Raw genomic sequence first — 23,316 nt, forward strand, 5'->3', positions numbered from 1 at the left:
GTCGGTCCTCCACATCCAGGAGGCGCGGATCGCCCTCCACAGGTCGCCCCGCTCGATTCCGTGGCCGGGTAGGGCAGCGCCTAGGCTTGACGGGTGAATCGGATCGCGCGCATCGCCGGCCCCGCCGTGCTGCTGCTCGTCGGGTTCGTGTCACTCCTCGTCGCCCTCGTCATCGGGGGCGGCGCGAACGCCGCGCTCATCGCCGACCCCGGCGCCGTCGTCCGGTTCGGCTTGCCGATCGCCCGACTGGTGGTCGACCTCTCCGCCGCGGCCGCGATCGGTGGTCTCGCACTCGCGACCGTCGGGCTGTCCCGCACCGCGCCAGAGTGGAACCGCGCGATCGACGTGGCCGCCGGTGCGGCGGGTGTCTGGACCGTGTCGTCGGCCGTGACGACGTTCTTCACCTTCCTCAGCGTCGCCGGCTCGAGGATCAGCATCGACGAGCAGTTCGGGCAGTCGATGGGGGTGTTCCTCACGGGGACGGACCTCGGCCTCGCGTGGCTCGTCACCGTCCTCGTCGCCGCGGCCGTCACGGTGCTGTGCTTCGCCGTGCGCTCCCGCGGGATGGTCGCCCTGACCGCGGGCGTCGCGATGATCGGGCTCGTCCCGCTCGCCCAGCAGGGGCACGCCGCGGGCACGGCGAGCCACGACGCGGCCGTCACCGCACTCGGGCTGCACCTCGTCGGCGCCGCACTCTGGGTCGGCGGACTCGTGATGCTCGTGCTGTTGCGCCCGGTGATCGACGGCGACCGCCTGCCCGTCGTCGTCGGGCGCTACTCGAGCATCGCGCTCGGGTGCTTCGTGCTCGTCGCCGTGTCCGGTGTGGCCTCGGCGCAGATCCGGGTCGGGGCGCTCTCCAACCTCTTCACCGCGTACGGCGTCCTGGTGCTCGTGAAGATCGCGGCCATCGTCGCGATGGGTGTGCTCGGTGTCGTGCAGCGTCGACGGGCGATCCGTGCGCTCGGCACCGCCCGCGAGCGCCGTCGTCCGTTCTGGTTCCTCGTCGTGGCGGAGCTCGCCGTGATGGGCGTCGCCAGCGGGTTCGCCGCGGCGCTCGGCCGCACCGCGACCCCCGTCGACCAGGTCGCGCTGAGCAAGACCACGAACCCGTCGCCGGCCGAGCTGCTGACCGACGACGCCCTGCCGCACGCGCCGGGTGCCTGGGGATGGCTGACGGCGTGGAACATCGACCTGTTCTGGCTGATGGCCGCTGTCCTGCTCGCAGCGACCTACACCGCCGGCATCGTCCGCCTGCGTCGCGCCGGTGTGCGCTGGCCCGTGCGCCGGACGGTCGCCGCCGGCATCGCGATCGTGTCGCTCGTCGTCGCGACGTCGGGCTCGCTGCACACCTACGACCGCTTCCTCGTGTCCGCCAACGTCGGGTCGCACGTGCTCCTCGGGCTCGTCGTGCCGGCGCTCGTCTGGGCGTCGGCACCCGTGCAGCTCATCCGTGCCGCCGTGCACCCCCGCGACGACGGCAGCACCGGTGTCCGCGAGTGGACGGGCGTCCTGGTCGACAACCAGGCGGTGCGGTACCTCGTGCAGCCGTTCCCGGCGTTCCTGTTCCTGGCGGCGGCGTGGTGGGCGTTCTTCGTGACCGACGCACTCCGGTGGTCGGTCAGCGACTCGACGGGCCGCACCGTGATCGACGTCGGGTTCCTGCTCGTCGGGCTCCTCGCCGTCCCCACCCTGCTCACGCCGATCGCGGTCGGCTCCCGGCGCGCTTCGATGCCCGCGGCGCTCGTCCGGATCGCCGGGGCGGTGGTCGTCGCGGCCGGCCTGGTGTCGCTGGGCATCGCGATGCGCGGGCCGCTCGGGCTCCTGCAGGCGTCGTGGTTCGGTGCGATGGGCCGGACGTGGGGACCGGATCCGCTCGTCGACCAGGCCCGGGCGGGCGCCCTGCTCGTGGTCGCCGGTGTCGCCGTCGTCGTGACCGTCGTCGTGGTGGTGCTGGTCCGGGTGCGCCGTGCCGTGGCGGAGCCTGCCGTCGACGGACCGCGCAGCGACGACCGGGTGGCGACCCGATGAGCGTCGAGCTCAGTGCCGAGCAGCGGGCCGTCTTCGAGTACATCGAGCACACTCGCGACCACGTGTTCATCACCGGGCGTGCGGGCACGGGCAAGTCGACGCTCCTGAACCACCTGTCGTGGAACACCGAGAAGCAGGTCGTGATCTGCGCGCCGACCGGTGTCGCGGCGCTGAACGTCGGTGGGCAGACGATCCACTCGCTCTTCCGCCTGCCGATCGGGCTCATCGCCGACGCCGAACTCCGGCAGGGGCCCGACACCCGCAAGCTCCTCAACACGATCGACACCCTCGTGATCGACGAGGTCTCGATGGTGAACGCCGACCTCCTCGACGCGATGGACCGCTCGCTGCGCAAGGCCCGTGGGCGTCAGTTCGAGGCGTTCGGCGGCGTGCAGGTGGTCATGTTCGGCGACCCGTACCAGCTGCCGCCGGTGCCGGGCGACGGGGACGAGCGCGCGTACTTCACCGACCACTACCGCTCGATGTGGTTCTTCGACGCCAAGGTGTGGCTCGAGGCGGAGCTCAACATCGTCGAGCTCGCGACCGTCCACCGGCAGCGCGACGACGCCTTCGCCGCGATGCTGACGGCCGTGCGGCACGGGCGGGTGACGGCCGACGTCGCCGGGCAGCTCAACGCGGCGGGCGCCCGACCCGCTCCGGACGACGCGATCACCCTGGCGACCCGGAACGACACCGTGGCGCGCATCAACAAGGCCGCACTCGACCGGCTGCCCGGCAAGGTGCGGACCGCGCGGGCCGACGTCAACGGTGACTTCGGCGGACGGAACTTCCCGGCGGACGAAGCTCTCGAGTTGAAGCCCGGCGCGCACGTGATGTTCCTGCGCAACGACCCCGACCAGCGCTGGGTGAACGGCACCCTCGGGGTCGTGCAGACGATCCGCGACACCGTGTGGGTGGACGTCGACGGGGAGTCGTTCGAGGTCCAGCCGTCGGTGTGGGAGAAGTTCAAGTACTCCTACGACGCCGACAAGAAGGAACTCAAGAAGGACACCGTCGGCGAGTTCCAGCAGTTCCCGCTCCGGCTCGCGTGGGCGGTGACGATCCACAAGTCGCAGGGCAGCACCTACGACCGGGCGGTGGTCGACCTCGGCAACCGGGTGTTCAGCGCCGGGCAGACGTACGTGGCGCTGTCACGGCTGACCTCGCTCGAGGGGCTGTACCTCACGCGTCCGCTGCGGCCGCAGGACATCATCGTGGACCTCGACGTCCGGCGGTTCATGTCCGAGGCGCCGCGGGTGGTGGCGACGGAGCTCGAGGCGGCTCCCGCTCCCGCCCCGGACGCCGACGGCGGCGACTGACCCGCCCCCGCGCGACGGCCTAGGCGCGCGACGGCCGGGACGTGCGACGGCGCGGGCGCGCGGCGGCGCGGGCGTGCGGCGGCCCGGGCGTGCGACGGCACGGACGCACGACGCCCCGCCGGCCACGAGGGGCGGGCGGGGCGTCGGGACGCGCTGGATCAGGCCCGGGCGGTGTCCGCACGCAGCGCGCGGAGGTTCTCCTTGTCGGCGCCGAACGCCGTGAGGAGCATGATGACACCGACGATCGCGTGGAAGACGTTGTCGGTCGTGTTGAGCGCGAACACGTTCGCCGAGGTGTTCACGAACACGAAGCCGTAGACCGCCAGCACGACGAGGACGGCGCCCACGAGGACGTTCGCGTTCCGCGACCCGATCGTGTTGCCGAGCCCGACGATGAGCAGCACGGCCGCGAGCAGGACCCACAGCAGTGCCAGCGGCGGGTTGACGCCGAACGCGTTCCAGAGCATGCCGCCCTTGCGGCTGAAGAAGCCGGGGTCGCCGTCGGCGGCGAAGAAGAACCCGAGGATGCCCCAGATGAGGAGCAGCGCGCCCACGGTGAGCGCGAGACCGCGGTTCGGGGAAGCGGTGATGCTCGGTTCCTTGATGGCCACTTCGGTTTCCTCCTCGTACGCAGCCGACGCCGTGTACGTCGGTCCGGCGATGCGCGCCGGTGCGTTCGCCCGCGCGCGGCCGGTCGGTGCGTTGCCGGATCCGAAGGTCGCTGTCCCGCGGTTCCCAGGCTCCGACCGGCGTCCCAACGGTATCGTGTCGGACCCCGACCGTCCGAATCGCACGCGCGTGAACAGGCGTGCGACGACACCGACGACCAGCACCCCGAGGAGGACCAGCCCGGTGACCCGAACGCCCGAACGCAGCGCACCCGAGTCGCGTGGACCGAGCGTCTCACGGCGGTTGCGGTGGGGACTGTTGTCGGCTCTGGGGTTCGTGATCGTGCCTCTCGTCTACGCGGTGGCGGTGCTGACGCCGGTGGGGCAGCGGGTCGAGGACGCCGCACTCGGCGGAGTCCGGGAATCTGACCTGTTCTCGTCGGACACTGCCCTGAACGTCATCTCGGTACCGGTGATCCTGTTGCTCGTGGTCGTGATCGCCGCCGTCGCGCTCGCTCGGCGCCGGCTCGCAGTGGGGCTCGGAGCCGGTGTCGTCGTGCTCGCTTCGGCGGCCACCTCGACGCTCGTCAAGCGTATCGCCGAGCGCCCGGAGATCGCCCAGTCGACTACGCCGAACTCGTTCCCGTCCGGTCACGCCACGATCGCCCTCGCCGCCCTGTTCGCCGTGCTCATGGTCACGCCGCGTCGGTTCCGTCCGCTCGTCGTGATCGTCGGCGCCGCCTACGCGGTCTTCGTCGCGAACCAGACCGTGGTCTACGGCTGGCACCGGGTCAGCGACATCATCGGCGCGTGCGCGATCGCGCTCTTCTGGGTCGGGGCCGTGCGGGCGTTCGGACCACGGGTCGACCGTGGCGCGCGGGGCGACCGCGACGGCCACCGCGGTCCGCGTCGGTTGGTGACCTGGGTCCTCCTCGTCGCCACCGGGGTGACGTTCCTGGTCGGTGTCGCGGCGCTCGTGTACGGCATCTCGGGCGGGGCACACGACCACGGTGCGATCCTCGTCGCGGGCCGAATGGCGTCGAGCGCGAGCGTGCTGGCCGTCGTGACGATCGTGTGGATCGCCGACGGCATGCACCACGCGGCGCGGACGGACTCCGAGGCGATCCCCGGCCGGTAGCCATCGCATCCGTAAGGGTTACAGGCCTGTAACGCCTCCGGACCGGACGGCCGTTGTCCGACTAGCGTCGTCCACACGCCGGCCTCGGGAGCCGCCGTGGACGGGGAACACATGCGGGTGGAGCACACCCCGACGCGGGCACGTCGGGTCCGTGGCACCGTGGCCGCTGCCCTCGGGGCGCTCCTCGTCGCCACCGGGGTGCTCGTCCCCGCGACCTCCGCATCCGCCATGGTCCAGGTCCCGAACGGGCCGGCCGACGAAGGAACACCCGGTGGTACCGCCACGGCGATCGTGCAGAACCAGTCCGCCGGCACCGGGACCTGGACGATCACCGCGCCGCCCAACACGACGATCACGGCTGCGCAGTCGGTCCCCGCACCCGGGCTCGGACAGTTCACCTGCGTGCCCACGAACGGCGGGACGCAGGCGGCGTGCGGCGCCAGCACGTGGGGCACCGGCAACCAGGTCGCCATCACGATGACGATCGATCCGGCTTCGCCGCTCGGGACCGTCGCCGGTTCGTCCGAGATCAGCCCGTTCGAGGCAGCCGCGCCCTACTCGATCACGGTCGTCGCGCCCCCGGCCCCCGCTGCCCCCACCATCACCGCCCCGCCCGCGGGCGACGAGTCGATCGCGACGCAGCCGACGATCACCGGCACGAAGGTGGCCGGTGCGGCGGACACGACGGGAACGACCCTCGCGGCCACGATCGACGGCGAGCCGCTGTGCACGGTCGACCCGGCGACGACCCCGGACTGGTCGTGCACGCCGACCGAGCCGCTCGCGGTCGGAGAGCACACCATCAGCGCGACGCAGACGGACCGCTTCGGGCAGGTCTCCCCGGCGGTGACGAGCACGTTCACCGTCCTGGCGCCGGCCGGCCTCAGCGTGACCCAGGCCGGTGCGACGCAGCTCTACGCGGGCTTCCCGGCGATCCGGACGGTCACACTGGCCAACACCGGCGAGGGCGAGGCGAGAGGCGTCCTCCTCACCGCCGACACCGGCGGCCTGCAGGTCCCCGTGTGCGAGCTCGACGGCGCCACGATCGACTGCGCCGAGCTCGCCGCCGGGGTCGACCTCGGCACGATCGCTCCCGGCGACCGGCACGTCCTCCGGCTGACGGTCGCCGCCCGGTCCGGGACCGTCCCCGCATCGGCGTTCACCATCACGGCCCGAGCGTCCTCCACCACCGCGGCCGTCTCACCGGTCGAGTCCGGCAGCACCGTCCGCACGATCGCTCCCGGAGCGCCGGTGATCACCGCCCCGGGCAACCGCACGTCGACGACGGACCGCACACCCGAGGTCCGTGGCCGCGGCGTGATCCCGAACGCGGTGGTGACCGTCCGGCAGGGGGAGACCGTGGTCTGCACGGCCACCGCGACGCGGGCCACCTCCTTCGCCTGCACGCCGGAGCGCGCATTCGCCCTCGGCGCGGTCGCCCTGACGGCGAGCCAGACGTACGGTGGCGTCGAGTCCGCGCGCGCGTCGACCGCCTTCACCGTGACGGTCGCGACACCGGCCGCTCCAGGAGGCGCGGGTGGTCTCCCCGGCACCGGCGGCGGTTCCACGGGCGGGCCTGGCGGCGCCGGTGGCGGGACCGCGCCGACCGCGCCGAGCACACCCGGCAGTCCGAGCACAGGAGCCGGGAGCGGTTCCGGCGCCGGCCAGGGGGTCGGGTCGGGAGACGTGGGCGGCAGCACCGGCCCGTCGTCGCCGCCCTCGAGCACACCGCCCGCGCCGGGGGAGAACGCCGGCGCCGGCAACGGCAACGGCAGCGGGGGCGGCAGCGGCATCGGCGGTACGGACGACGGTCCGCTCGCGATGGACCTCCGCTTCGGCACGCAGCGCATCGTGCCCGGCACCGCAGCCGACATGCGGGGCACGCTGGGCCCGAACGCCTCCGGGGCGACCGTCGCGATCACGTTCGAGGCCCGGATCACCACTGGCATGGTCTACCGGAACGTGAACGTCGAGGTCGACGACTCCCCGCTCGACTGCACCGTCGCCACGAGCTCGTTCTCGTGCATGATCCCGCTCGACCCCGGGCAGCAGGCGGACGTCGACGTCCGGGTGTACGCCGACCCGGTGAACGCGCCGGACACCGCCGTCCAGCAGATCTCGCTCGCGTCGAACCGGGCGTCGCAGTCCAACGCGATGACGGTGACCACGGCCGTCGCGAAGGGCGAGACCGAGGCGTCGCAGCTGGCCGACCAGATCACGACCTTCAACGCGACGGAGTTCCCCGGCGCGATGGTGCCGCTCCTCGCGATGCTGCTCTTCGCGCTCGCCGCGACCGTCGTCGGCCGGCGGGCCACGAGCGGACCCGCCGCAGCGGCGACCGCCTCGCCGACCGGGTCCGGTCCGTCGGACGGGAACCGCGCCTCCAGTCCGACCGCCGCACCGAGCGGTCCGAGCGCCGCACCGAGCGGTCCGAGCGCCGCACCGAGCGGTCCGACCGGCCCCGCAACCGACCCGAGCCGACCCGCCACCGACCCACCGTCCGGGAGCAACCGATGACCCACACGACCGACGCCCCGACCGACGCACCCGGCGCTCCGACCGCGAAGCGCACCCGCAGGAACCCCGCGCCGGTCATCCTGCTCGTGGCGGTGGCCCTCCTGGCCGTGTACTACGTCGTGATCGGCCTCTCCGGAGCGCTCAAGACGACGACCGCCGTCCCGGTGAGCGGGTCGAACAGCCAGTCCGGCGACTACATGACCCTGCGGATGAGCGTGCAGGACGTCGACCTCTCGAACCGGGTGATGCAGGCGAACGTCCTGCCGATCCCGCACGGCTCGTTCGAGGGCGAGAAGGCCGGCGAGATCTCGCAGCCGCTGCGCATCGAGGTCTCGAGCGGCGGGGTGACGACGAGTGTCGTGACGTTCCCGGGGCAGTCGGTGGTGGACGCGACCTCGTTGACGCTGACGCTCGACCGCGGCGACACCTCGTACCCGTTCGACCAGCCGTTCGCGAACTTCCAGCTGAGCGTGCAGGACGACGATTCCGGGGACGCCGTGCCGTTCGAGGTGGACATGTCGAACTCCGCCCGGCCGTGGGTGATGAACGCCGAGCGGAGCGCCGCCGAGGTGCAGAGCGACCGCACCCTCGTCCCGATGCAGATCGACGGGCACCGAGACACCCTGAGCGTCGTGATCGTGTCGTTCTACATCATGGCGATCCTCTTCACGACGCTGATGGCCGTCGTGACGATCGGCAGCGCGATCCTCCGGCGGAAGCTCGAGTTCGCGAACGTGATCTGGCTGAGCGCCACGCTGCTGTCGTTCCCGGCGCTCCGATCGGCGATGCCCGGCGCCCCGCCGATCGGGACCACGCTCGACTTCGTCTTCCTCTTCCCCTGCCTGGCGCTGGTGGCGATCATGTTCGTGTGGACCGGCGCGTACATGCTGTGGCGGGAGTCGAAGGTGCTGCGGAACCGCGTGCTGGACGACGACGCCGCGTAGTCGCCGCTGGCGGGAATGCCTCGGCCTGCGCTACGTTGTACCGAGCAAGTCGATGCAAACGCATCGAAATCGCAGGCGGAGGGACTCCGCGGAAGGCGGCGCATCATGCAGTTCGGCATCTTCACGGTCAGTGACGTCACGACCGACCCGGTCACCGGCCGGACCCCCGACGACACCCAGCGGGTCCGCGACATCCTGACGATCGCCGAGCACGCCGACCAGGCCGGACTCGACGTCTTCGCCACCGGTGAGCACCACAACCCGCCGTTCGTCGCCTCGAGCCCGACGACGATGCTCGGCTACCTCGCCGGACGCACGAAGCACATCACGCTCTCGACGTCGACGACCCTCATCACCACGAACGACCCGGTGCGCATCGCCGAGGAGTACGCGATGCTCCAGGTCATCTCCGACGGCCGCATGGACCTCATGATGGGCCGCGGCAACACCGGGCCGGTCTACCCGTGGTTCGGGCAGGACATCCGCCAGGGCGTCAACCTCGCGATCGAGAACTACGCGCTCGTCCGCCAGCTCTGGGAGAACGACGTCGTCAACTGGCAGGGCAAGTTCCGCACGCCGCTGCAGGGCTTCACCTCGACCCCGCGTCCGCTCGACGGCGTCGCGCCCTTCGTGTGGCACGGGTCGATCCGCACGCCGGAGATCGCGGAGCAGGCCGCCTACTACGGTGACGGATTCCTCCACAACAACATCTTCTGGCCGATCCAGCACACCGAGCAGATGGTGGGCCTGTACCGCCAGCGCTTCGAGCACTACGGGCACGGCCGCGCCGACCAGGCGATCGTGGGGCTCGGTGGCCAGTTCTTCGCGCGGAAGAACTCGCAGGACGCCATCGACGAGTTCCGCCCGTACTTCGACAACGCCCCGGTCTACGGGCACGGCCCCTCGATGGAGGACTTCACCGAGCAGACCCCGCTCACGGTCGGTTCGCCGCAGCAGGTGATCGACCGGTACGCCGCCATGAAGGACCACGTCGGGCACTACCAGCGCCAGCTGTTCCTCGTCGACCACGCCGGGCTGCCGCTCAAGACGGTGCTCGAGCAGATCGACATCCTGGCTGAGGACATCGTCCCCGAGCTGCGGAAGATCAACGAGGAGGGCCGCCCGGAAGGCGTCCCCTCGAACCCGCCGTCGCACGCCGACCGCGTGGCCGCGGCGATGGCCGCCGGCACCCTGGGCAGCGACCACGTCGCCGCCGAGGACGAGTGGACGGGTGCGTCCGTCTGATCGCGTGACCGCTTGACGGACTGGAGGCGCGGTGCCAGCTGGTACCGCGCCTCCAGTCCGTCTCGGGTCGCCACCCACGTCGCCGTCGCGAGTCTCGGGCTACCGGACAGAACTCGCGCGTTCCTCGCGCGGAAGTGTCCGCGGGGCCGAGCCTCGCGGGTTGGTAGCGGCGCGGGCCGGGACGAGCTTCAGGCCGACCACGCACCCGACGATCCCGGCGATGAGCAGCAGGCGAAGTGCGGTCACGGGCTCCGCGCCGGTGGCCATGCCCCAGAGGACCGTGAGGGCCGCTCCGGTCCCCGTCCACACCGCGTAGGCGGTGCTGATCGGGATGTGCTTGAGCACGTACCCGAAGGCCCCGAGGCTCACCACGATGGTGATCGCGAAGACGATCGTCGGACGGGGCTCGGTGAAGCCGTCGCTCGCACCGAGGGCGGTGGCCCACACGGTCTCGAGCGCGGCGCTGACGAACAGGACGATCCACGGCACCTCAGCTCACCACCTTCAGGCCGACGACGCAGGCGACGAGCCCGAGCACGAGGGCGACCCGGGCGACGGACGCGGCCTCCTGCCTGCGGAGGATCGCGACGATCACGGTGAGCGATGCGCCGATGCCGACCCAGACCGCGTAGGCGGTGCCGACCGGGATCTCCTTCATGGCGAACGCCAGGCCCACCATGCTGAGTGCCATGCCGACGACGAACACGATCGTCGGCACGACCTTCTTGAAGCCGTTCGATGCGCTCAGTGCAGTGGCCCACACTGCCTCGAGCACGCCCGACAGGACGAGGACTGTCCACGCCACGACGGTCTCCCTTCGATCTCGATCCGCAAGTCGCACGACTGTGCGACAGCGAACTCCACGGTAGCACGAACTCGTACGACTGTGCGAGTATTGCCCCGTGGCCAGGAGCATCGACATCGAGGAACGACGTCGCTCCGTGTCCGAGGCGGCGTGGCGGGTCCTCGCCCGTGACGGCCTCGGCGCGCTGAGCGTGCGGAACGTCGCGGCCGAGGCCGGGCTGCCGCCGAGCACCGTCCGATACGTCTTCCCGACGCAGTCGAGCCTGCGCGAGCACACCATCACGCTCGTGTTCGACCGCACCCGGGAACGGATCGCCGCGATCCCCGACGGGCTGCCGAACCGCGAGCGCGCGCACCAGCTCCTGCTCGAGCTGCTGCCCCTCGACGACGAGCGGGTCATCGAGCTCGAGGTGTACCTGGCGCTCGCGAACGCGGCCCTCACGGACGCCGAACTGCGGCCGGCGCTCGACCTGGTCGTGGTCGAGATGCGGGAGTGGAGCGAGGAGGTGCTCGAGCTCGTGGGCGTCCCGGCGGCCGACCGCGAGTACGAGGCCCGCCGGCTGCACGCGCTGATCGACGGGCTCGCGATGCACCTCGTGCGGCTCGCCCCGGGGGAGTCCGGCGACTGGGCGATCGACGTGCTCGACCGGCACCTCGACGGGCTCGCGCGGCGCTCACCGTAGGAGCGCGCGAGCGGCCTATCCTTGCCCGGTGACGACGACCACGCCGCCGCAGCAGCGCCCCACCGCCGCGTCCCGCTCCCGGAGCCTCACCGGCCCCGGGCTGGTGCTGCTCGCCGTCGCCGTGCTCCTCGGGATCCGCCTGCTCTCGCCGGCCGTCGGCACCGCCGGTCTGCCCGACGTCGTGCAGGACTTCCTCACGCTCGCGATCAGCGTCGTCGTCGAGTCCCTGCCGTTCGTGGTGCTCGGCATCCTGCTGTCCATCGTCGTCGAGGTGTGGGTCCCCGTCGGCGCGCTCGAGAAGGTCCTGCCGCAGCGGCCGATCCCGCGGCGGGCCGTGATCTCCCTGATCGGCATGCTCTTCCCGGTGTGCGAGTGCGGGAACGTGCCCCTCGCCCGCGGCCTCATGATGCGCGGCTTCACGCCCGCCGAGGCCGTCACCTTCCTCGTCGCCGCCCCGATCCTCAACCCGCTCGTGATCATCAGCACCGCCCAGGCGTTCGGGTGGTCCGGCTGGATCCTGCCCGTGCGCATCGTCGGCGGCTTCGTCATCGCGAACCTCGTCGGCTGGATCGTCGCCGCGCACCGTCGTCCGACCGAGCTGCTGCTGCCCGCGTTCGAGGCCCGCTGCCGAGCGGCCGTCGGTGCCCCTCGGTCCCGGAACCGCTGGCGGGACAGCGCCGCGCAGTTCGGCGGCGAGACCGCGACGATGATGCCCGCGCTGTTCGTCGGCGCCGGGCTCGCCGCAGCGATCCAGGTCGCCGTGCCCCGGTCCACGCTCGTGTCGATCGGCGCGAACCCGGTGCTCTCCGTCGCGGCGATGATGCTCCTCGCGATGACGGTCTCCCTGTGCTCGAACGTCGACGCCTTCTTCGCGCTGTCCTTCGCGTCGACGTTCCTCCCCGGGTCGATCACCGCGTTCCTCATCATCGGGCCGATCATCGACGTGAAGATGATCGCCCTGCTCCGGACGACGTTCCGTGCGCGCTTCCTGGTGCTGCTCGCCGTCGTCTGCGTCCTGTTCGCCGCGACCGTCGGGTTGGTGATGAATGTCCTCGTCTGAGTCCCGCCTGTCGTCGTCCCTCGGCCTCGGGTCCGTGCTCGCGGTGGCGCTGTGCACGCTGTGGCTCGCCCTCGCCGGACACCTCGACCTGTACATCAACCCGCGCTACTCGGTCTTCACGGTCGTGCTCGCGGCCGTCGCGGTGCCCGCGTCGATCGCCGGCCTGGTGGTGACCGCGCGCGGACACGGGCACGATCACGACGAGGGGCACGACCACCGCCCAGGAGGCGCGGCTCGGCGCACACGGATCGTCCTCAGCGGCGTGGCCGCCCTCGTCACCGTCGGGGTCACCGCCGCCATGCTGGTCCTGCCCCCGACGACGCTGTCCGCACGCACGGCACAGCAGCGGAGCGTCGACTCGGCGACCCTGTCGAACGCCACCGGGTCCCAGGCCGCGGTGTCCCTGCTCGGCAGCACCTCGGTCGACACCTCCGAGTACGGCGTCAAGGACTGGGCCGCCCTCATCCGGCAGACGACCGACACCACGTCGCTCGTCGGCAAGCGGGTCGACCTGACGGGCTTCGTCGTCCCGGGCGCGGACGGTTCCTTCACCCTCACCCGGTTCGTGATCAGCTGCTGCGCGGTGGACGCCCAACCCGTCGGGATCGGGGTCGACACCGACGGGACGGTCCCGGCCCAGGGTGCATGGGTCCGGGTCCGCGGAGCGCTCGCCGCCAACCCGGACCAGTCCGCCGACGCCCGCATCGTCATCCGCGCCGCCACGGTGCGGGGCGTCGAGCAGCCCGAGGACCCGTATGAGTACTGAGCTGCGAGAACGCCCCCGGAACCGCTTCCGCCGTCGACTCGTCGCGACCGTGCTGGTGTTCGTCGTCGTCGGCACCGCGGCCGCGGTCGTCGGGTCGCAGCAGGGCCCACGGCTGCGCGACGTGTCGTACGACGCCTCCGGCCTGGTGTCCCGACCGGCACAGCGCGTGATCCTCACCGCGAACCAGGCGATCGAGCGCGTGTCGGCGCGGGACGTCCGGGTCAGTCCGGCAGCGGCGCACACCGTGACGTCGAGCGGCAACACCATCGCGGTCGAGTTCACCGGACCCCTGGCCTACGACCGCTCGTACGAGATCTCGGTCGCGGGCGTCCGGGCGCCGGGGCAGCGCGCGACCGCCGACCTCCGCACCTCGATCCGCACGGGCACCACGGACGTGCTCGCGCTGGTCCCGGGTGGCGCCGGCGGGAAGGACCGCATCGTCCGCCGGTCCCTCGACGCCGGGGGAGCGACCACCGTGTACGAGGGCGCCGGCATCTCGGAGTACGTCCGCCTCGGCCGGTCGCTCGTCGTGGTGAGCGGCACGGACGCCGGGTCGTCGGTCGACATCGTGCCGCTCGCCGGCGGGGTGCAGGACGAGGACCTCCCGGTCGAGCACCTGACGCTCCCGACCGCCGAGGGACGCGTCACGGCCCTGCACGCCGCCGACGACGGCGCCTCGTTCGGCTTCGAGTACGCCGACACGTCCACCGGCCAGTCGCGCAACGTCGGGCTCTACGTCGTCGACATGACCGGCACCCACCTGCCGACCGCGATCGACGCGAGCGGGAAGCCGAGGACGGGGGCGGTCCCGATGAGCGTCGGGCAGTGGGCCTACGTGCCCCGCACGGAGAGCGCCCTCGTCCGCACCGGCAGCGACGACCTCGTGCTCGTCGACATGAGCGGGCGGACCGACCCCGTCCGGCTGGGGAGCGCCACGTACCTGCACGGCTTCGTCGGCACCGGCACCACGGCGGTGGTCGAGACCGGCACGGGGATCGTCCGCCTCGACCTGACGGACGGGAAGCGCACCGCGCTGCGGGCGCCGGCCGGCAGCACCGACGCGGCGTACCTCGGCCGGATCGCCCCGCTCACCGACGACGGCTACCTGCGCGTGGTGGGCGACGTGCGTGCCGACGGGACACTCGCGCAACGCATCGTGCGCGTGGAGGGGAGCCGCGCCTCCAGGCTGCCCGTCTCCGTCCCCGACGACGCGAGCGTCACGGCCGTCTGCCCGTCCCCGAACGGGCAGTTCGTCGCCGTGGCGACGAAGTCGGCCGGCGGTGTGCTCGTGAGCATCGTCGACGCGGCGTCCGGCGCGCTCGAGGCGAGCGTCGTCGCCGGGTCCGTGGACTGGTGCACGGCGCTGCCGTCCGGCGACGAGGTCGGTTAGCGGCGGAGCGTCTGCTTCGGGTACTCCCCGAACCGACGCAGGTACTCGCCCGAGAAGCGGCCCATGTGCGTGAAACCCCACCGGGCGGCGACATCCGCGACGGAGACCTGACCGACGTGGGAGGCCACGAGGTCCTCGTGGGCGCGACGGAGGCGGACCTCTCGCAGGTACTGCATCGGCGACCGGTCCAGGGTGCGTTGGAACGCCTCCTGCAGCCCGCGGACGCTGAGGTCGGAAGCCCGTGCGAGGTCCGACACCGTCAACGGCTCGTGCGCGTGGGCGTGCAGGTACTCGACGGCCGCCCGGATGCGTGCGTTGCGGTGCTGTCCCCATCCCGCCGGGACCGCCTCGGCGCGGAACCGGTACAGGTCGAGGAGCGCCGACGCGACCCCGCGCTGCGCCTCGTGCCAGGCGAGCGACTCGTTCCCCGACGTGCGCAGTGCCTGCACGGACTGCGCGACCGCTCGGCGCCACTCGGCGATCGCCGCGGGCGTCGGCGGCGTCGTCCGGTCGAAGTCGACCGTGCGGTCGACGAGGTACCGCTCCGACGCGACGTCGAGCACGAGGTCACGGTCGAGGTGCACGAGCCGCTGGTCCCAGTCGCGGTAGTCCATGTCGAAGCGTCGCTCGATCGGGAACAGTGTCGGGACACCGTGCTGCAGGCGGATCTCGTCGCGGCCGACGTCGATGGACGCGGAGCCGCTGTCGATCCACTGGACGACGACCTCGCCCTCGACGGCGACGTCCCCGCGGAGCGATCCGTGCATCTGTGACCGTCGGATGCTCATCCGCTCGTCGCCGATCCCGACGTAGCGGTACCAGTAGTCGCCGTCGGTGCGGCCGGAGTGCCAAGCACGGCCGGCGTACATGCCGGCGAGGTCGGCGACAGCGGTGTCGGTGTCCGTCCCGGCGACGGACACGAGGGATGCGGGGCCCTCCTCCGCCGTGCTGCTCATGCATCGAGTCTGGCGTGAACGGCTGTGCCCGGCCCGCCAGCTGCGCCAGCCGGACGACCGGCTCGCGTTGTGGGGACAGACCGCTGCACGCACGGGAGGCGCGGTGCCAGCTGGCACCGCGCCTCCCGTCGCGTTGGTGGTCGCGTACTAGGCGAGCGTCGCCGCGTCGATCACGAAGCGGTAGCGGACGTCCGAGGACAGGACGCGCTCGTAGGCCTCGTTGATCTGGTCGGCGCTGATGAGCTCGGTCTCCGGCAGGATCCCGTGCTCGGCGCAGAAGTCGAGCATCTCCTGGGTCTCGCGGATGCCGCCGATCGCGGACCCGGCCCAGCTCAGCCGGCGGGGGATCAGGGCGAACGCCGGGACCTCGAGCGGCTCGGACGGTGCGCCGACGTTGACGAGGGTGCCGTCGACCTTGAGGAGGCCGAGGTAGGCGCCCATCGGGATCTTCGCGGAGACCGTGTTGATGATCAGCTCGAAGGAGCTCGCGAGCTTCTCGAACGTCTCCGGGTCCTTCGTCGCGTAGTGGGCCTTCGCGCCGAAGCGGAGCGAGTCCTCCTGCTTGGAGGTGGTCTGCGACAGGACGGTGACCTCGGCGCCGAGTGCGACGGCGATCTTCACGGCCATGTGGCCGAGCCCGCCCATGCCGATCACGGCGACCTTCGAGCCGGGGCCGACGCCCCAGTGGTGCAGCGGCGAGTAGGTGGTGATGCCGGCGCACAGCAGCGGTGCGACCTTCTCGATGTCGAGCGACTCGGGGACGCGGAGGACGAAGTCCTCGTTCACGACGACGGCCTGCGAGTAGCCGCCCTGGGTGATGCTGCCGTCGGCGGGGTCGACGCCGGCGTAGGTCTGGATGTTGCCCTTGAGGCAGTACTGCTCCTCGCCCTTGACGCAGTTCTCGCACTCGCCGCAGGAGTTCACCATGCAGCCGACACCGACGCGGTCGCCGACCTGGTGCTTGGTGACGTTCTCCCCGACGGAGGTGACGTGGCCGACGATCTCGTGGCCGACGACCTGCGGGTACTGGATCTCGCCCCACTCGCCGCGGACGGTGTGGATGTCCGAGTGGCAGATGCCGGCGTAGGCGATGTCGATCTCGACGTCGTTCGGGCCGACGTCGCGACGGGTGATGGTGGTCTTGACGAGCGGCTCGGTGGCCGACGGTGCGGCGTACGCGTTGACGGTGCGCATGGTCTCCTCGTGGGTGGTGCGTCCGGGCCGGTTCCGGCCCTCCACCAGTGTGGTGGAGCGCGCCATCGGGTGGGAGGTCCCGTTGGGGCACCCCTGCACGGAATGCGGGCGTGTCGCGCGCGGGCGCCGGGCTCGCCGGGCTCGCCGTGCGTCAGGCCAGGCGGGCGAGCCGCTGGCCGGCGATCCGGGCGAAGCGCAGCGGGTCGGCGAGGGCGTCGTCCGGCTCGCCCGTCGTCTGCGTGGCCAGCACGGTGAGCGAGGCGGCAGCGTCGAAGTCGTCGAGCGCGGCGTCGATCGCCCCGGCCACGAGCATCGCCCGGGCACCCGGTGCGTGCGTCGACGCGAGGGTCCGCACCACGCTCGGCACCTTGCCGGCCGCGGACTGCCCGTCGTACCGGCCCTCGCCGGTGATCACGACGTCGGCGCCGTCGAGGAGCGCCGGGAGCCCGAGGACCTCGGCGACGGCGGCCGCTCCGCCCGCCAGCGTCGCACCCCAGGCGAGCAGTCCGAACCCGACACCGCCGGCCGCTCCGGCGCCGGGGGTCGTCGGGTCGACGTCGGGGAAGCAGCGCGCCCAGTCGGCCAGCCGGGCGTCGAAAGCGGCGATCCGTTCCGGTGCGATGCCCTTCTGCGGGCCGAACACCGCGGCGGCGCCGGTCGGTCCGAGCAGGGGCGAGGTCACGTCGGTCAGCACGATGCCGCCGTGCTCCGGCAGCCGGCGCATCCACGTGGTGTCGACGCCGGTGACGTCGTCGAGCAGCTCGGCGCCCTGACGCGGTCGCGGCGGGTGTTCGGGGACCGCGGGATCGATATGGATGAGTGCTCCCAGCCCGATCAGGGCGTCGGCACCGCCGTCGGTCGAGGCGCTGCCGCCGATGCCGAGCACGAGCCCGGTCGCGCCGTCGTCGAGGGCGGCGGCGATCGCCTCGCCGAAGCCCCGGCTCGTCGCGGTGTCGGGCAGGACCTCGGGCAGCAGGGGGAGCCCGCTCGTGGCGGCGAGCTCCACCACGGCGCGGCCGTCCGGCAGCTGCAGCCAGTGCGTGTCGACGGGGGTGCCGGCGGGACCGGTGACGGTGATCGGCACCCGGACGGTCAGCGGGATCGCCGTCTCGAAGGCCTCGAGCGTGCCCTCGCCGCCGTCCGCCATCGGTGCCAGGACGACCTCGTCGCCCGGACGTTCGGCGAGCCAGCCGTCGCGCACGGCCGCTGCGATCTCGGCCGCCGTCGCGGTCCCCTTGAACGAGTCCGGAGCCACCACGATGCGCACGGCACCACCGTAGCGGACGGCCCGTGCGCCGCACGGGGTCAGGGGGTGGTCAGCGAGTCGAGGAAGAGCGCCTCGGCCAGGGCCATGTGCTCGATCTCGGACGGGTCCACGCTCTCGTCCGCGCCGTGCACGTTCGCCGCCGGCTCCGACACCCCGGCCAGGATCACCTCGACGTCCGGGATCGCCCGCTCGAGCGTCGCGCACAGCGGGATCGAGCCGCCGCCGCCGAGCGACCCGACCGGGGCCCCGTCGTACGCCTCCGAGAGCGCCGCGCGGAACGCCGCCGACGACGGACCACCCTCGGCACGGAACCCGGCGCCCACCCCGGTGACCCGAGCCGTCACCTCGACGCCGGCCGGTGCGCGACGCAACAGGTGCGCGACGAGCAGCTCGCCGGCTGCCGCGGGGTCGACACCCGGCGGCACGCGGAGATTCAGCGCGGCACCGGCGGTCGCCTGCACGGACGGCGAGGACCCCGCGACCGCCGGGGCGTCGATGCCCACGACCGTGAGGGCCGGCCGTGCCCAGACCTGGGACGCCGGGTCCGCCGAGCCGATCGGCACGGCGCCGGCGAGCAGCCCGGCGTCGGCGGCGAACCGGTCGGCGTCGTACGGCAGGCCGTCCCAGGTCTGCGAGGCGTCGAGGCCGTCGACCGTGGTGTCGCCGACCTCGTCGCGGAGCGTGGCGAGGAGCGAGACCAGCACCGCGATCGCGTCCGGCGCCGCCCCGCCGAACATCCCGGAGTGCACGGTGCCCCGCAGCGCGCGGACCCGGAGCTCGACGAACGCGGTGCCCCGGAGCGTCGTCACGAGCGCCGGCACCCCGACCGCGGCGTTCCCGGCGTCCATCACGACGGCGGTGTCCACGTGCCGGAAGTCGGCGGCGTGCGACGACACGTACTGCTCGAGGCCGTCGGTGCCCTGCTCCTCCGAACCCTCGACGACCACGACGAGCCCGACCGGGAACGCCCCGTGCACGTCGAGCAGCGCCCGGAGTGCCACGAGGTGCGTGACGATCCCGCCCTTGCAGTCCGCCGCGCCGCGGCCGTACAGCCGCCCGTCCCGCGGTGTCAGGGTCCACGGATCGCTCGTCCAGGCCGCGAGGTCACCGGCGGGCTGCACGTCGTGGTGCGCGTAGAGCAGCACCGTCGGTGCCCCGGCCGGCGCGGGGTGGGTCGCGATGACCGCCTGCGAGCCGTCCGCGGTGGTGGCGAGTCGCGCCTCCAGGCCGAGGTCGCCGAACGCGACCCGCACAGCCTCCGCGACCCGGTGACAGTCGTCGAGCGACTGCACGGCGGGGTCGTGGACCGACGGGATCGCGACGAGCGCGGCGAGGTCGTCGAGCCCGGCGGGCATGCGGGCGCGGACGGCGGCGCGCAGCGGGGAGCTGCTCACGAGCGCCCGATCTCCCAGATCCGGAACTCGCCGGACGCGTCGACCGACTTCGACAGCCCGGTCAGCGACCCCTGCCCGATGACGTTCTCCTGCCCGGCGAGCAGCGGGATGAGCGGCACCGACTCGGCGGTGTCCTGCTGGATCTGCTCGATCTGGTGCTTCCGCTCGGCCGCGTCCGGCTCGACGGCCTGCGACGCGACGAGGCCGTTCACCGTGGCGTCGTCGAAGTGGTTCGCGAGCAGGTTCACGTCGGTCGCGCCGTACGCCGGGGTCAGGTACGACGAGGCGTCCGGGTAGTCCTGGAAGAAGCCGAGCTGGAACACGGGGTACTCGCCCTTGCCGACGTTCCCGACGTAGGTGTCCCAGCTGGCCGACTGCAGGTCGACCGTGAACAGGCCGGTGTCCTCGAGCTGCTGCTGGATGAGCGCGTACTCGTCGTCGGAGCCCGAGCCGTAGTGGTCGGTCGTGTACTCGATCGGCAGCCGCACCGGAGTGGTCACGCCGGCATCACGCAGGATCGACTTCGCGTCGGCGCCGTCGTACGCGTCCTCGAACGCCTCGGTGGCGCCCTGGAACCCGTTCGGCACGATCGAGTACGCCGGGGTGTAGGTGCCCTGGTAGACGTCCTTCGCGATCGCCTCGCGGTCGATCGTCGCCGCGACGGCCTGCCGGATCGCCTGCTTCTGCGCGGCGTCCTTCCCGGGCATCGTCTGCAGGTTGAACGCCAGGAACCGGACCTCGCCGGAGTCGCCGTGCACGGTCTGCAGCGAGTCGTCCGAGGACAGCGACGTCACCTCGGTCGGGGTGAGCTGGCGGTAGGCGACGTCGGCGTCGCCCTTCTGCACGGCGAGCTTGAGGTCCGCGGACTTCGTGTACTGCTTGATCGTCACGCTCTTCGTGGCCGGCGCGTCGCCGTCGTACCGAGTGTTCGCGGTGAGGGCGATCGTCGCCCCGCCGTCGGCGGCGTCCTGCAGCGCGTAGGGCCCGGAGCCCACGACCCCGTCGTTCGCGTGCACCTTCGTCGCGGAGAACACCTTCGAGTCCACGATCGCCCCCGCCATGCTCGCGAGCACGTACGGGAACGTCTGGTCGTCCGCCTGCTTCAGGGTGAACGTCACGGTGCTGCCCGACGCCGACACCGACGCCATGTTGGCCAGCAGCGAGCCCGGTCCGTTCGTCGACCCGAGGGACACCTGGCGCTCGAACGAGAACACCACGTCCTTCGCGGTCAGGTCGTCGCCGTTCGAGAACGTGAGGCCGTCCCGGATCTCGCACACGTAGTGCGTGCCGTCGGTGAAGTCGCAGGACTTCGCGACCTCGGGGCTGGTCGTGGTCTTCCCGGCGGGGTAGGTGAGCAGGTGCTGGTAGAGCTGCGTCTGCACCGTGTAGCTCCCGCGGTCCCAGGCGCCGGCCGGGTCGAGGGACGTCACGACGTCGGTGGTACCGACGACGAGCCCGTCGACGGCGTCCGTGCCGGACGAGCCGGTGGACGCGCAACCGGTGAGCACGGCGGCGGCGGTGGCGGTGAGCGCGATGGCGCTGAGGAGTCGGATCGTCATGGTCCTGAGGGAGTGGGGTGGTGCTTCGAGAGGGAGAAGCGGGCCGGGGGTGGTGGCCCGTCGGTCGCGAGGTCGGCGATCATGTCGCCGAGCAACGGAGCGAACTTGAAGCCGTGGCCGGAGAACCCGGTCGCGACCGTGACCGGACCTCGACGGTCGATCACGAAGTCCTCGTCGGGGGAGTTGTCGTACAGGCAGCTGATGAACGTCGGCTTCGTCGCGTCGACCCCCGGCACGTACCGGGCGACGTACGCCTGCAGGCGCTCGGCCTCGGCGGGCACGGGGGTGAAGTCGCGGTGGTCGGGGTCGACCACGGGGCCGGTGCCGTGGAACCCGACCTTGACGCCCTCGCCCGGGGTCAGCAGGCCGTACACGTCGTCGCCGTCGGCCCAGTGCACGAAGCTCGGCCACGCCTCGTCCGGCAGGTGGCTGGGGAAGTGGGCGGGCTGCTCCTGCGTGACACGGAGGGCCGGGAGGCGCGCCCCGCGTTCCGCGAGCAGGTCGCCCACCAGCGTGGGTGCCCACGACCCCACGGCCGCGAGCACCGAGGACGTGCGGTGGGTGGACCCGTCGGACAGCGCCACGGTCACCTCGTCGCCGTGGTCCTCGAGCCCGGTGACCCGGGTGTCGAAGCGGAGGTCGGCGAGCCCCGTGCGGTCGGCCAGCGTGAGGAACACCTCGATCGCGCGGTCGGACCGGATCCGCCCCGCGGTCGCGTGCGTCAGGACGTGCCCCTCGAACGCGATGCCCGGCCAGCGCTCGGCGGCGGCGTCCGGGCTGAGGGTCTCGTGGGGGATGCCGGCGTCCGCGAGCGCCGTGGCGATGGCGTCGACGACCGCGGGCCGCCCGTGGTCGACGGCGCCCGTCCGGACGATCAGCTCCTCGCCCGCCGCGGCCTCGAGCGCCTCCCACCGTGCGAGCGCCCGGGTGGTCAGTGCGACGTACTCGGCATCGGCGTAGCCCTGCCGGAAGATCCGGGTGGCGCCGTGCGACGACCCCCGGTGGTGACCCCGCTCGTGCTGCTCGGCGAGCACGACGCGCTCGCCGCGGAGCGTGAGGGCGTACGCGGTGGCGGCGCCGACGACCCCGCCGCCGATCACGACGTGCGTCGTCGTCCGGTCGCTCATGCCGTCGCTCCGGCTCGTCGGGCATCGGCCTCGCGTCGGGCCGGCATCATCGCCACCACGTCGGCCTCGCTCGGCGCACGGGCCGGGAAGCGTGCGGGGTCGTACCGGCTCGCGTCGCCGAGGGTGGTCGTCCCCGTGACGCTCAGCTCGGCGGCGATCCGGCCGAGACCGGGGCCGTGGGTGACGCCGGACTCGTTGTCCCCGCCGGCCACCACGAGTCCGGCGAGCTCGGGGACCGGGCCGACGATGAAGTTCCGGTCGGCGGTCATCGACACCACGCCCTGCGTCGGGGTCTCGTCCGCTCCGAGCACGCTCGCCGCCGCTGGCAGGAGCCGCGCGACGATCGGGTGCACGGAGGTCCGCATGGCGTCGAGCAGGTCCGTCCGGACCGGGCGGCGCGCGGGATCGGTGCCCCGGTCCGCGCCACCGACGTGCAGCGCCTCGTACCCGCTCCCGGCGCCGTAGGTCAGGCCGCCGCGGTGCTCCCGGATCCAGAGCCCCTCGAGCTCGGGGAGCATCAGGGTCGGCAGCGTGCCCGGCAGGCCGAACGGCTTCGTGACGAGGCGACTCGCGACCACGCGCACCGTCGGGAGTTCGCGACCGAGGGGTGCGAGCAGGGCGTTCGTCCAGCTGCCGGCGGCGAGGACGACCCGCGCGGCGTCGATGACCTCGCCGCCCGCGGTCCGGACGCCCGTGACGGAGCCGTCCCGCGCCTCCAGGCCCGCGACCGCGGTGTGCTCGCGGATATCGACGCCCTTCGCACGCAGCGCACCGACCAGCGCGGCGGCCGTGTCGGGCGCGCTGATCTGGATGCCGTCCGGGTGGAGGAATCCGGCGGTCACGGCGGACGGGTCGAGTCCGGGGACGAGGTCGGCCGCCTCGGCCGGGGTGAGCGTCCGTGCACCGGCCGGGCGCAGCGGGTGGTCCTCGAACGGCGGGATGTGGTCCGCGCGGCCCTGTTCGGTGACCGTCAGCCAGACGTTCCCGTTGCGGCGGTAGCCCGTCGGACCGTGGCCGGACTCGGCCAGCCGCCGGTAGAAGTCGATGCCGTACTGCTCGACGTCGCGTTCGGACTCGTTCCAGTACCAGGCGTACCCGGTCGCCCACTGGCCCACGAACCCGGCGCCCGCGGTCGTCGTGCCACCGGCTGCGGGGCCGCTGTCGACGAGGACGACGCGCTGCCCGAGGTCGGCGAGGTGCCACGCGGTGCTCAGACCGATGATGCCGGCGCCGACGACGACCGTGGGGGAGTCGGGGGAGGACATGACCAGATCGTAGTTGCCCGGCGTACCCGACAGGTGTCGTGCATGACGCCGT

General features: G+C 72.5%; 20 protein-coding genes. 10 read left to right on the forward strand and 10 right to left on the reverse strand.

Annotation, left to right across the window (positions count from 1 at the left end; genetic code table 11):
* Positions 1-93: 93 nt before the first annotated feature.
* Together J2X60_RS14365 and J2X60_RS14370 are read left to right on the forward strand one after the other, a co-directional pair.
* A complete protein-coding gene (locus tag J2X60_RS14365) occupies positions 94-2,028 on the forward strand; it encodes a cytochrome c oxidase assembly protein (RefSeq protein ID WP_309888388.1) in 1,935 nt (644 codons plus the stop codon).
* The gene (locus J2X60_RS14370) at positions 2,025-3,347 is read left to right on the forward strand and encodes an AAA family ATPase (RefSeq protein ID WP_309888390.1); all 1,323 of its coding nucleotides are present in this window, start codon (positions 2,025-2,027) and stop codon (positions 3,345-3,347) included. Before J2X60_RS14365 ends, J2X60_RS14370 begins: the two co-directional genes overlap by 4 nt.
* A gap of 158 nt (positions 3,348-3,505) precedes the next feature.
* Here the strand turns inward: J2X60_RS14370 and J2X60_RS14375 are convergent, their stop codons facing one another.
* On the reverse strand, positions 3,506-3,958 hold the full coding sequence (locus J2X60_RS14375; RefSeq protein ID WP_309888393.1) for a DUF4383 domain-containing protein: 453 nt from the start codon (positions 3,956-3,958) through the stop codon (positions 3,506-3,508).
* A gap of 340 nt (positions 3,959-4,298) precedes the next feature.
* On the opposite strand from J2X60_RS14375, the gene J2X60_RS14380 reads away from it, so the two are divergent.
* The 4 genes from J2X60_RS14380 (at position 4,299) to J2X60_RS14395 (ending at position 9,799) form a co-directional block, all read left to right on the forward strand.
* Positions 4,299-5,093, forward strand: coding sequence for a phosphatase PAP2 family protein (locus J2X60_RS14380; protein ID WP_309888395.1), 795 nt, complete (start codon positions 4,299-4,301; stop codon positions 5,091-5,093).
* 96 nt (positions 5,094-5,189) lie between these two features.
* A complete protein-coding gene (locus J2X60_RS14385) occupies positions 5,190-7,610 on the forward strand; it encodes a hypothetical protein (protein ID WP_309888397.1) in 2,421 nt (806 codons plus the stop codon).
* Positions 7,607-8,554, forward strand: a complete 948-nt coding sequence (locus J2X60_RS14390; protein WP_309888399.1) for a DUF4436 family protein — start codon at positions 7,607-7,609, stop codon at positions 8,552-8,554. The genes J2X60_RS14385 and J2X60_RS14390 overlap by 4 nt, the downstream gene beginning before the upstream one ends.
* Before the next feature lie 105 nt (positions 8,555-8,659).
* Positions 8,660-9,799, forward strand: a complete 1,140-nt coding sequence (locus J2X60_RS14395) for an LLM class flavin-dependent oxidoreductase (protein ID WP_070417138.1) — start codon at positions 8,660-8,662, stop codon at positions 9,797-9,799.
* A 99-nt stretch (positions 9,800-9,898) separates the two neighbouring features.
* Here the strand turns inward: J2X60_RS14395 and J2X60_RS14400 are convergent, their stop codons facing one another.
* Positions 9,899-10,288 (reverse strand): multidrug efflux SMR transporter, encoded by a 390-nt coding sequence (locus tag J2X60_RS14400; protein WP_309888401.1) that lies wholly within the window; start codon positions 10,286-10,288, stop codon positions 9,899-9,901.
* 1 nt (position 10,289) lies between these two features.
* On the reverse strand, positions 10,290-10,604 hold the full coding sequence (locus tag J2X60_RS14405) for a multidrug efflux SMR transporter (RefSeq protein WP_071303405.1): 315 nt from the start codon (positions 10,602-10,604) through the stop codon (positions 10,290-10,292).
* Positions 10,605-10,701: 97 nt separating this feature from the next.
* On the opposite strand from J2X60_RS14405, the gene J2X60_RS14410 reads away from it, so the two are divergent.
* Genes J2X60_RS14410 through J2X60_RS14425 form a run of 4 tightly spaced genes read left to right on the forward strand, consistent with a single transcriptional unit; the run spans position 10,702 to position 14,502 of the window.
* Positions 10,702-11,286 carry a TetR family transcriptional regulator C-terminal domain-containing protein gene (locus J2X60_RS14410; RefSeq protein ID WP_309888403.1) on the forward strand — a complete coding sequence of 195 codons (585 nt, stop codon included), beginning with the start codon at positions 10,702-10,704 and terminating at the stop codon, positions 11,284-11,286.
* A gap of 28 nt (positions 11,287-11,314) precedes the next feature.
* Positions 11,315-12,346: a permease gene (locus tag J2X60_RS14415; protein ID WP_071303407.1), complete on the forward strand. Its 1,032-nt coding sequence runs from the start codon at positions 11,315-11,317 to the stop codon at positions 12,344-12,346.
* The gene (locus J2X60_RS14420) at positions 12,333-13,112 is read left to right on the forward strand and encodes a TIGR03943 family putative permease subunit (RefSeq protein WP_309778200.1); all 780 of its coding nucleotides are present in this window, start codon (positions 12,333-12,335) and stop codon (positions 13,110-13,112) included. The genes J2X60_RS14415 and J2X60_RS14420 overlap by 14 nt, the downstream gene beginning before the upstream one ends.
* Positions 13,102-14,502 (forward strand): hypothetical protein, encoded by a 1,401-nt coding sequence (locus J2X60_RS14425; protein WP_309888406.1) that lies wholly within the window; start codon positions 13,102-13,104, stop codon positions 14,500-14,502. Before J2X60_RS14420 ends, J2X60_RS14425 begins: the two co-directional genes overlap by 11 nt.
* Here the strand turns inward: J2X60_RS14425 and J2X60_RS14430 are convergent.
* From J2X60_RS14430 to J2X60_RS14460, 7 genes are all read right to left on the reverse strand, one after another.
* Positions 14,499-15,458, reverse strand: coding sequence for a helix-turn-helix transcriptional regulator (locus tag J2X60_RS14430; protein ID WP_309778204.1), 960 nt, complete (start codon positions 15,456-15,458; stop codon positions 14,499-14,501). The genes J2X60_RS14425 and J2X60_RS14430 overlap by 4 nt on opposite strands.
* Positions 15,459-15,605: 147 nt before the next feature.
* Positions 15,606-16,652, reverse strand: coding sequence for an NAD(P)-dependent alcohol dehydrogenase (locus J2X60_RS14435; RefSeq protein ID WP_229085913.1), 1,047 nt, complete (start codon positions 16,650-16,652; stop codon positions 15,606-15,608).
* A 151-nt stretch (positions 16,653-16,803) separates the two neighbouring features.
* Positions 16,804-17,919, reverse strand: coding sequence for a glycerate kinase (locus J2X60_RS14440; RefSeq protein WP_309778206.1), 1,116 nt, complete (start codon positions 17,917-17,919; stop codon positions 16,804-16,806).
* Positions 17,920-17,957: 38 nt separating this feature from the next.
* Positions 17,958-19,313 (reverse strand): M20/M25/M40 family metallo-hydrolase, encoded by a 1,356-nt coding sequence (locus tag J2X60_RS14445; protein ID WP_309888407.1) that lies wholly within the window; start codon positions 19,311-19,313, stop codon positions 17,958-17,960.
* Positions 19,310-20,872 (reverse strand): ABC transporter substrate-binding protein, encoded by a 1,563-nt coding sequence (locus J2X60_RS14450; RefSeq protein WP_309888409.1) that lies wholly within the window; start codon positions 20,870-20,872, stop codon positions 19,310-19,312. The genes J2X60_RS14445 and J2X60_RS14450 overlap by 4 nt, the downstream gene beginning before the upstream one ends.
* A complete protein-coding gene (locus J2X60_RS14455; RefSeq protein WP_309888411.1) occupies positions 20,869-21,999 on the reverse strand; it encodes an FAD-dependent oxidoreductase in 1,131 nt (376 codons plus the stop codon). Before J2X60_RS14455 ends, J2X60_RS14450 begins: the two co-directional genes overlap by 4 nt.
* Positions 21,996-23,264, reverse strand: a complete 1,269-nt coding sequence (locus tag J2X60_RS14460; RefSeq protein ID WP_309888414.1) for an FAD-binding oxidoreductase — start codon at positions 23,262-23,264, stop codon at positions 21,996-21,998. The genes J2X60_RS14455 and J2X60_RS14460 overlap by 4 nt, the downstream gene beginning before the upstream one ends.
* Positions 23,265-23,316: the final 52 nt, after the last annotated feature.

The organism is Curtobacterium sp. 320 (assembly GCF_031455235.1).
In the GTDB taxonomy this organism is placed as follows: Bacteria; Actinomycetota; Actinomycetes; order Actinomycetales; family Microbacteriaceae; genus Curtobacterium.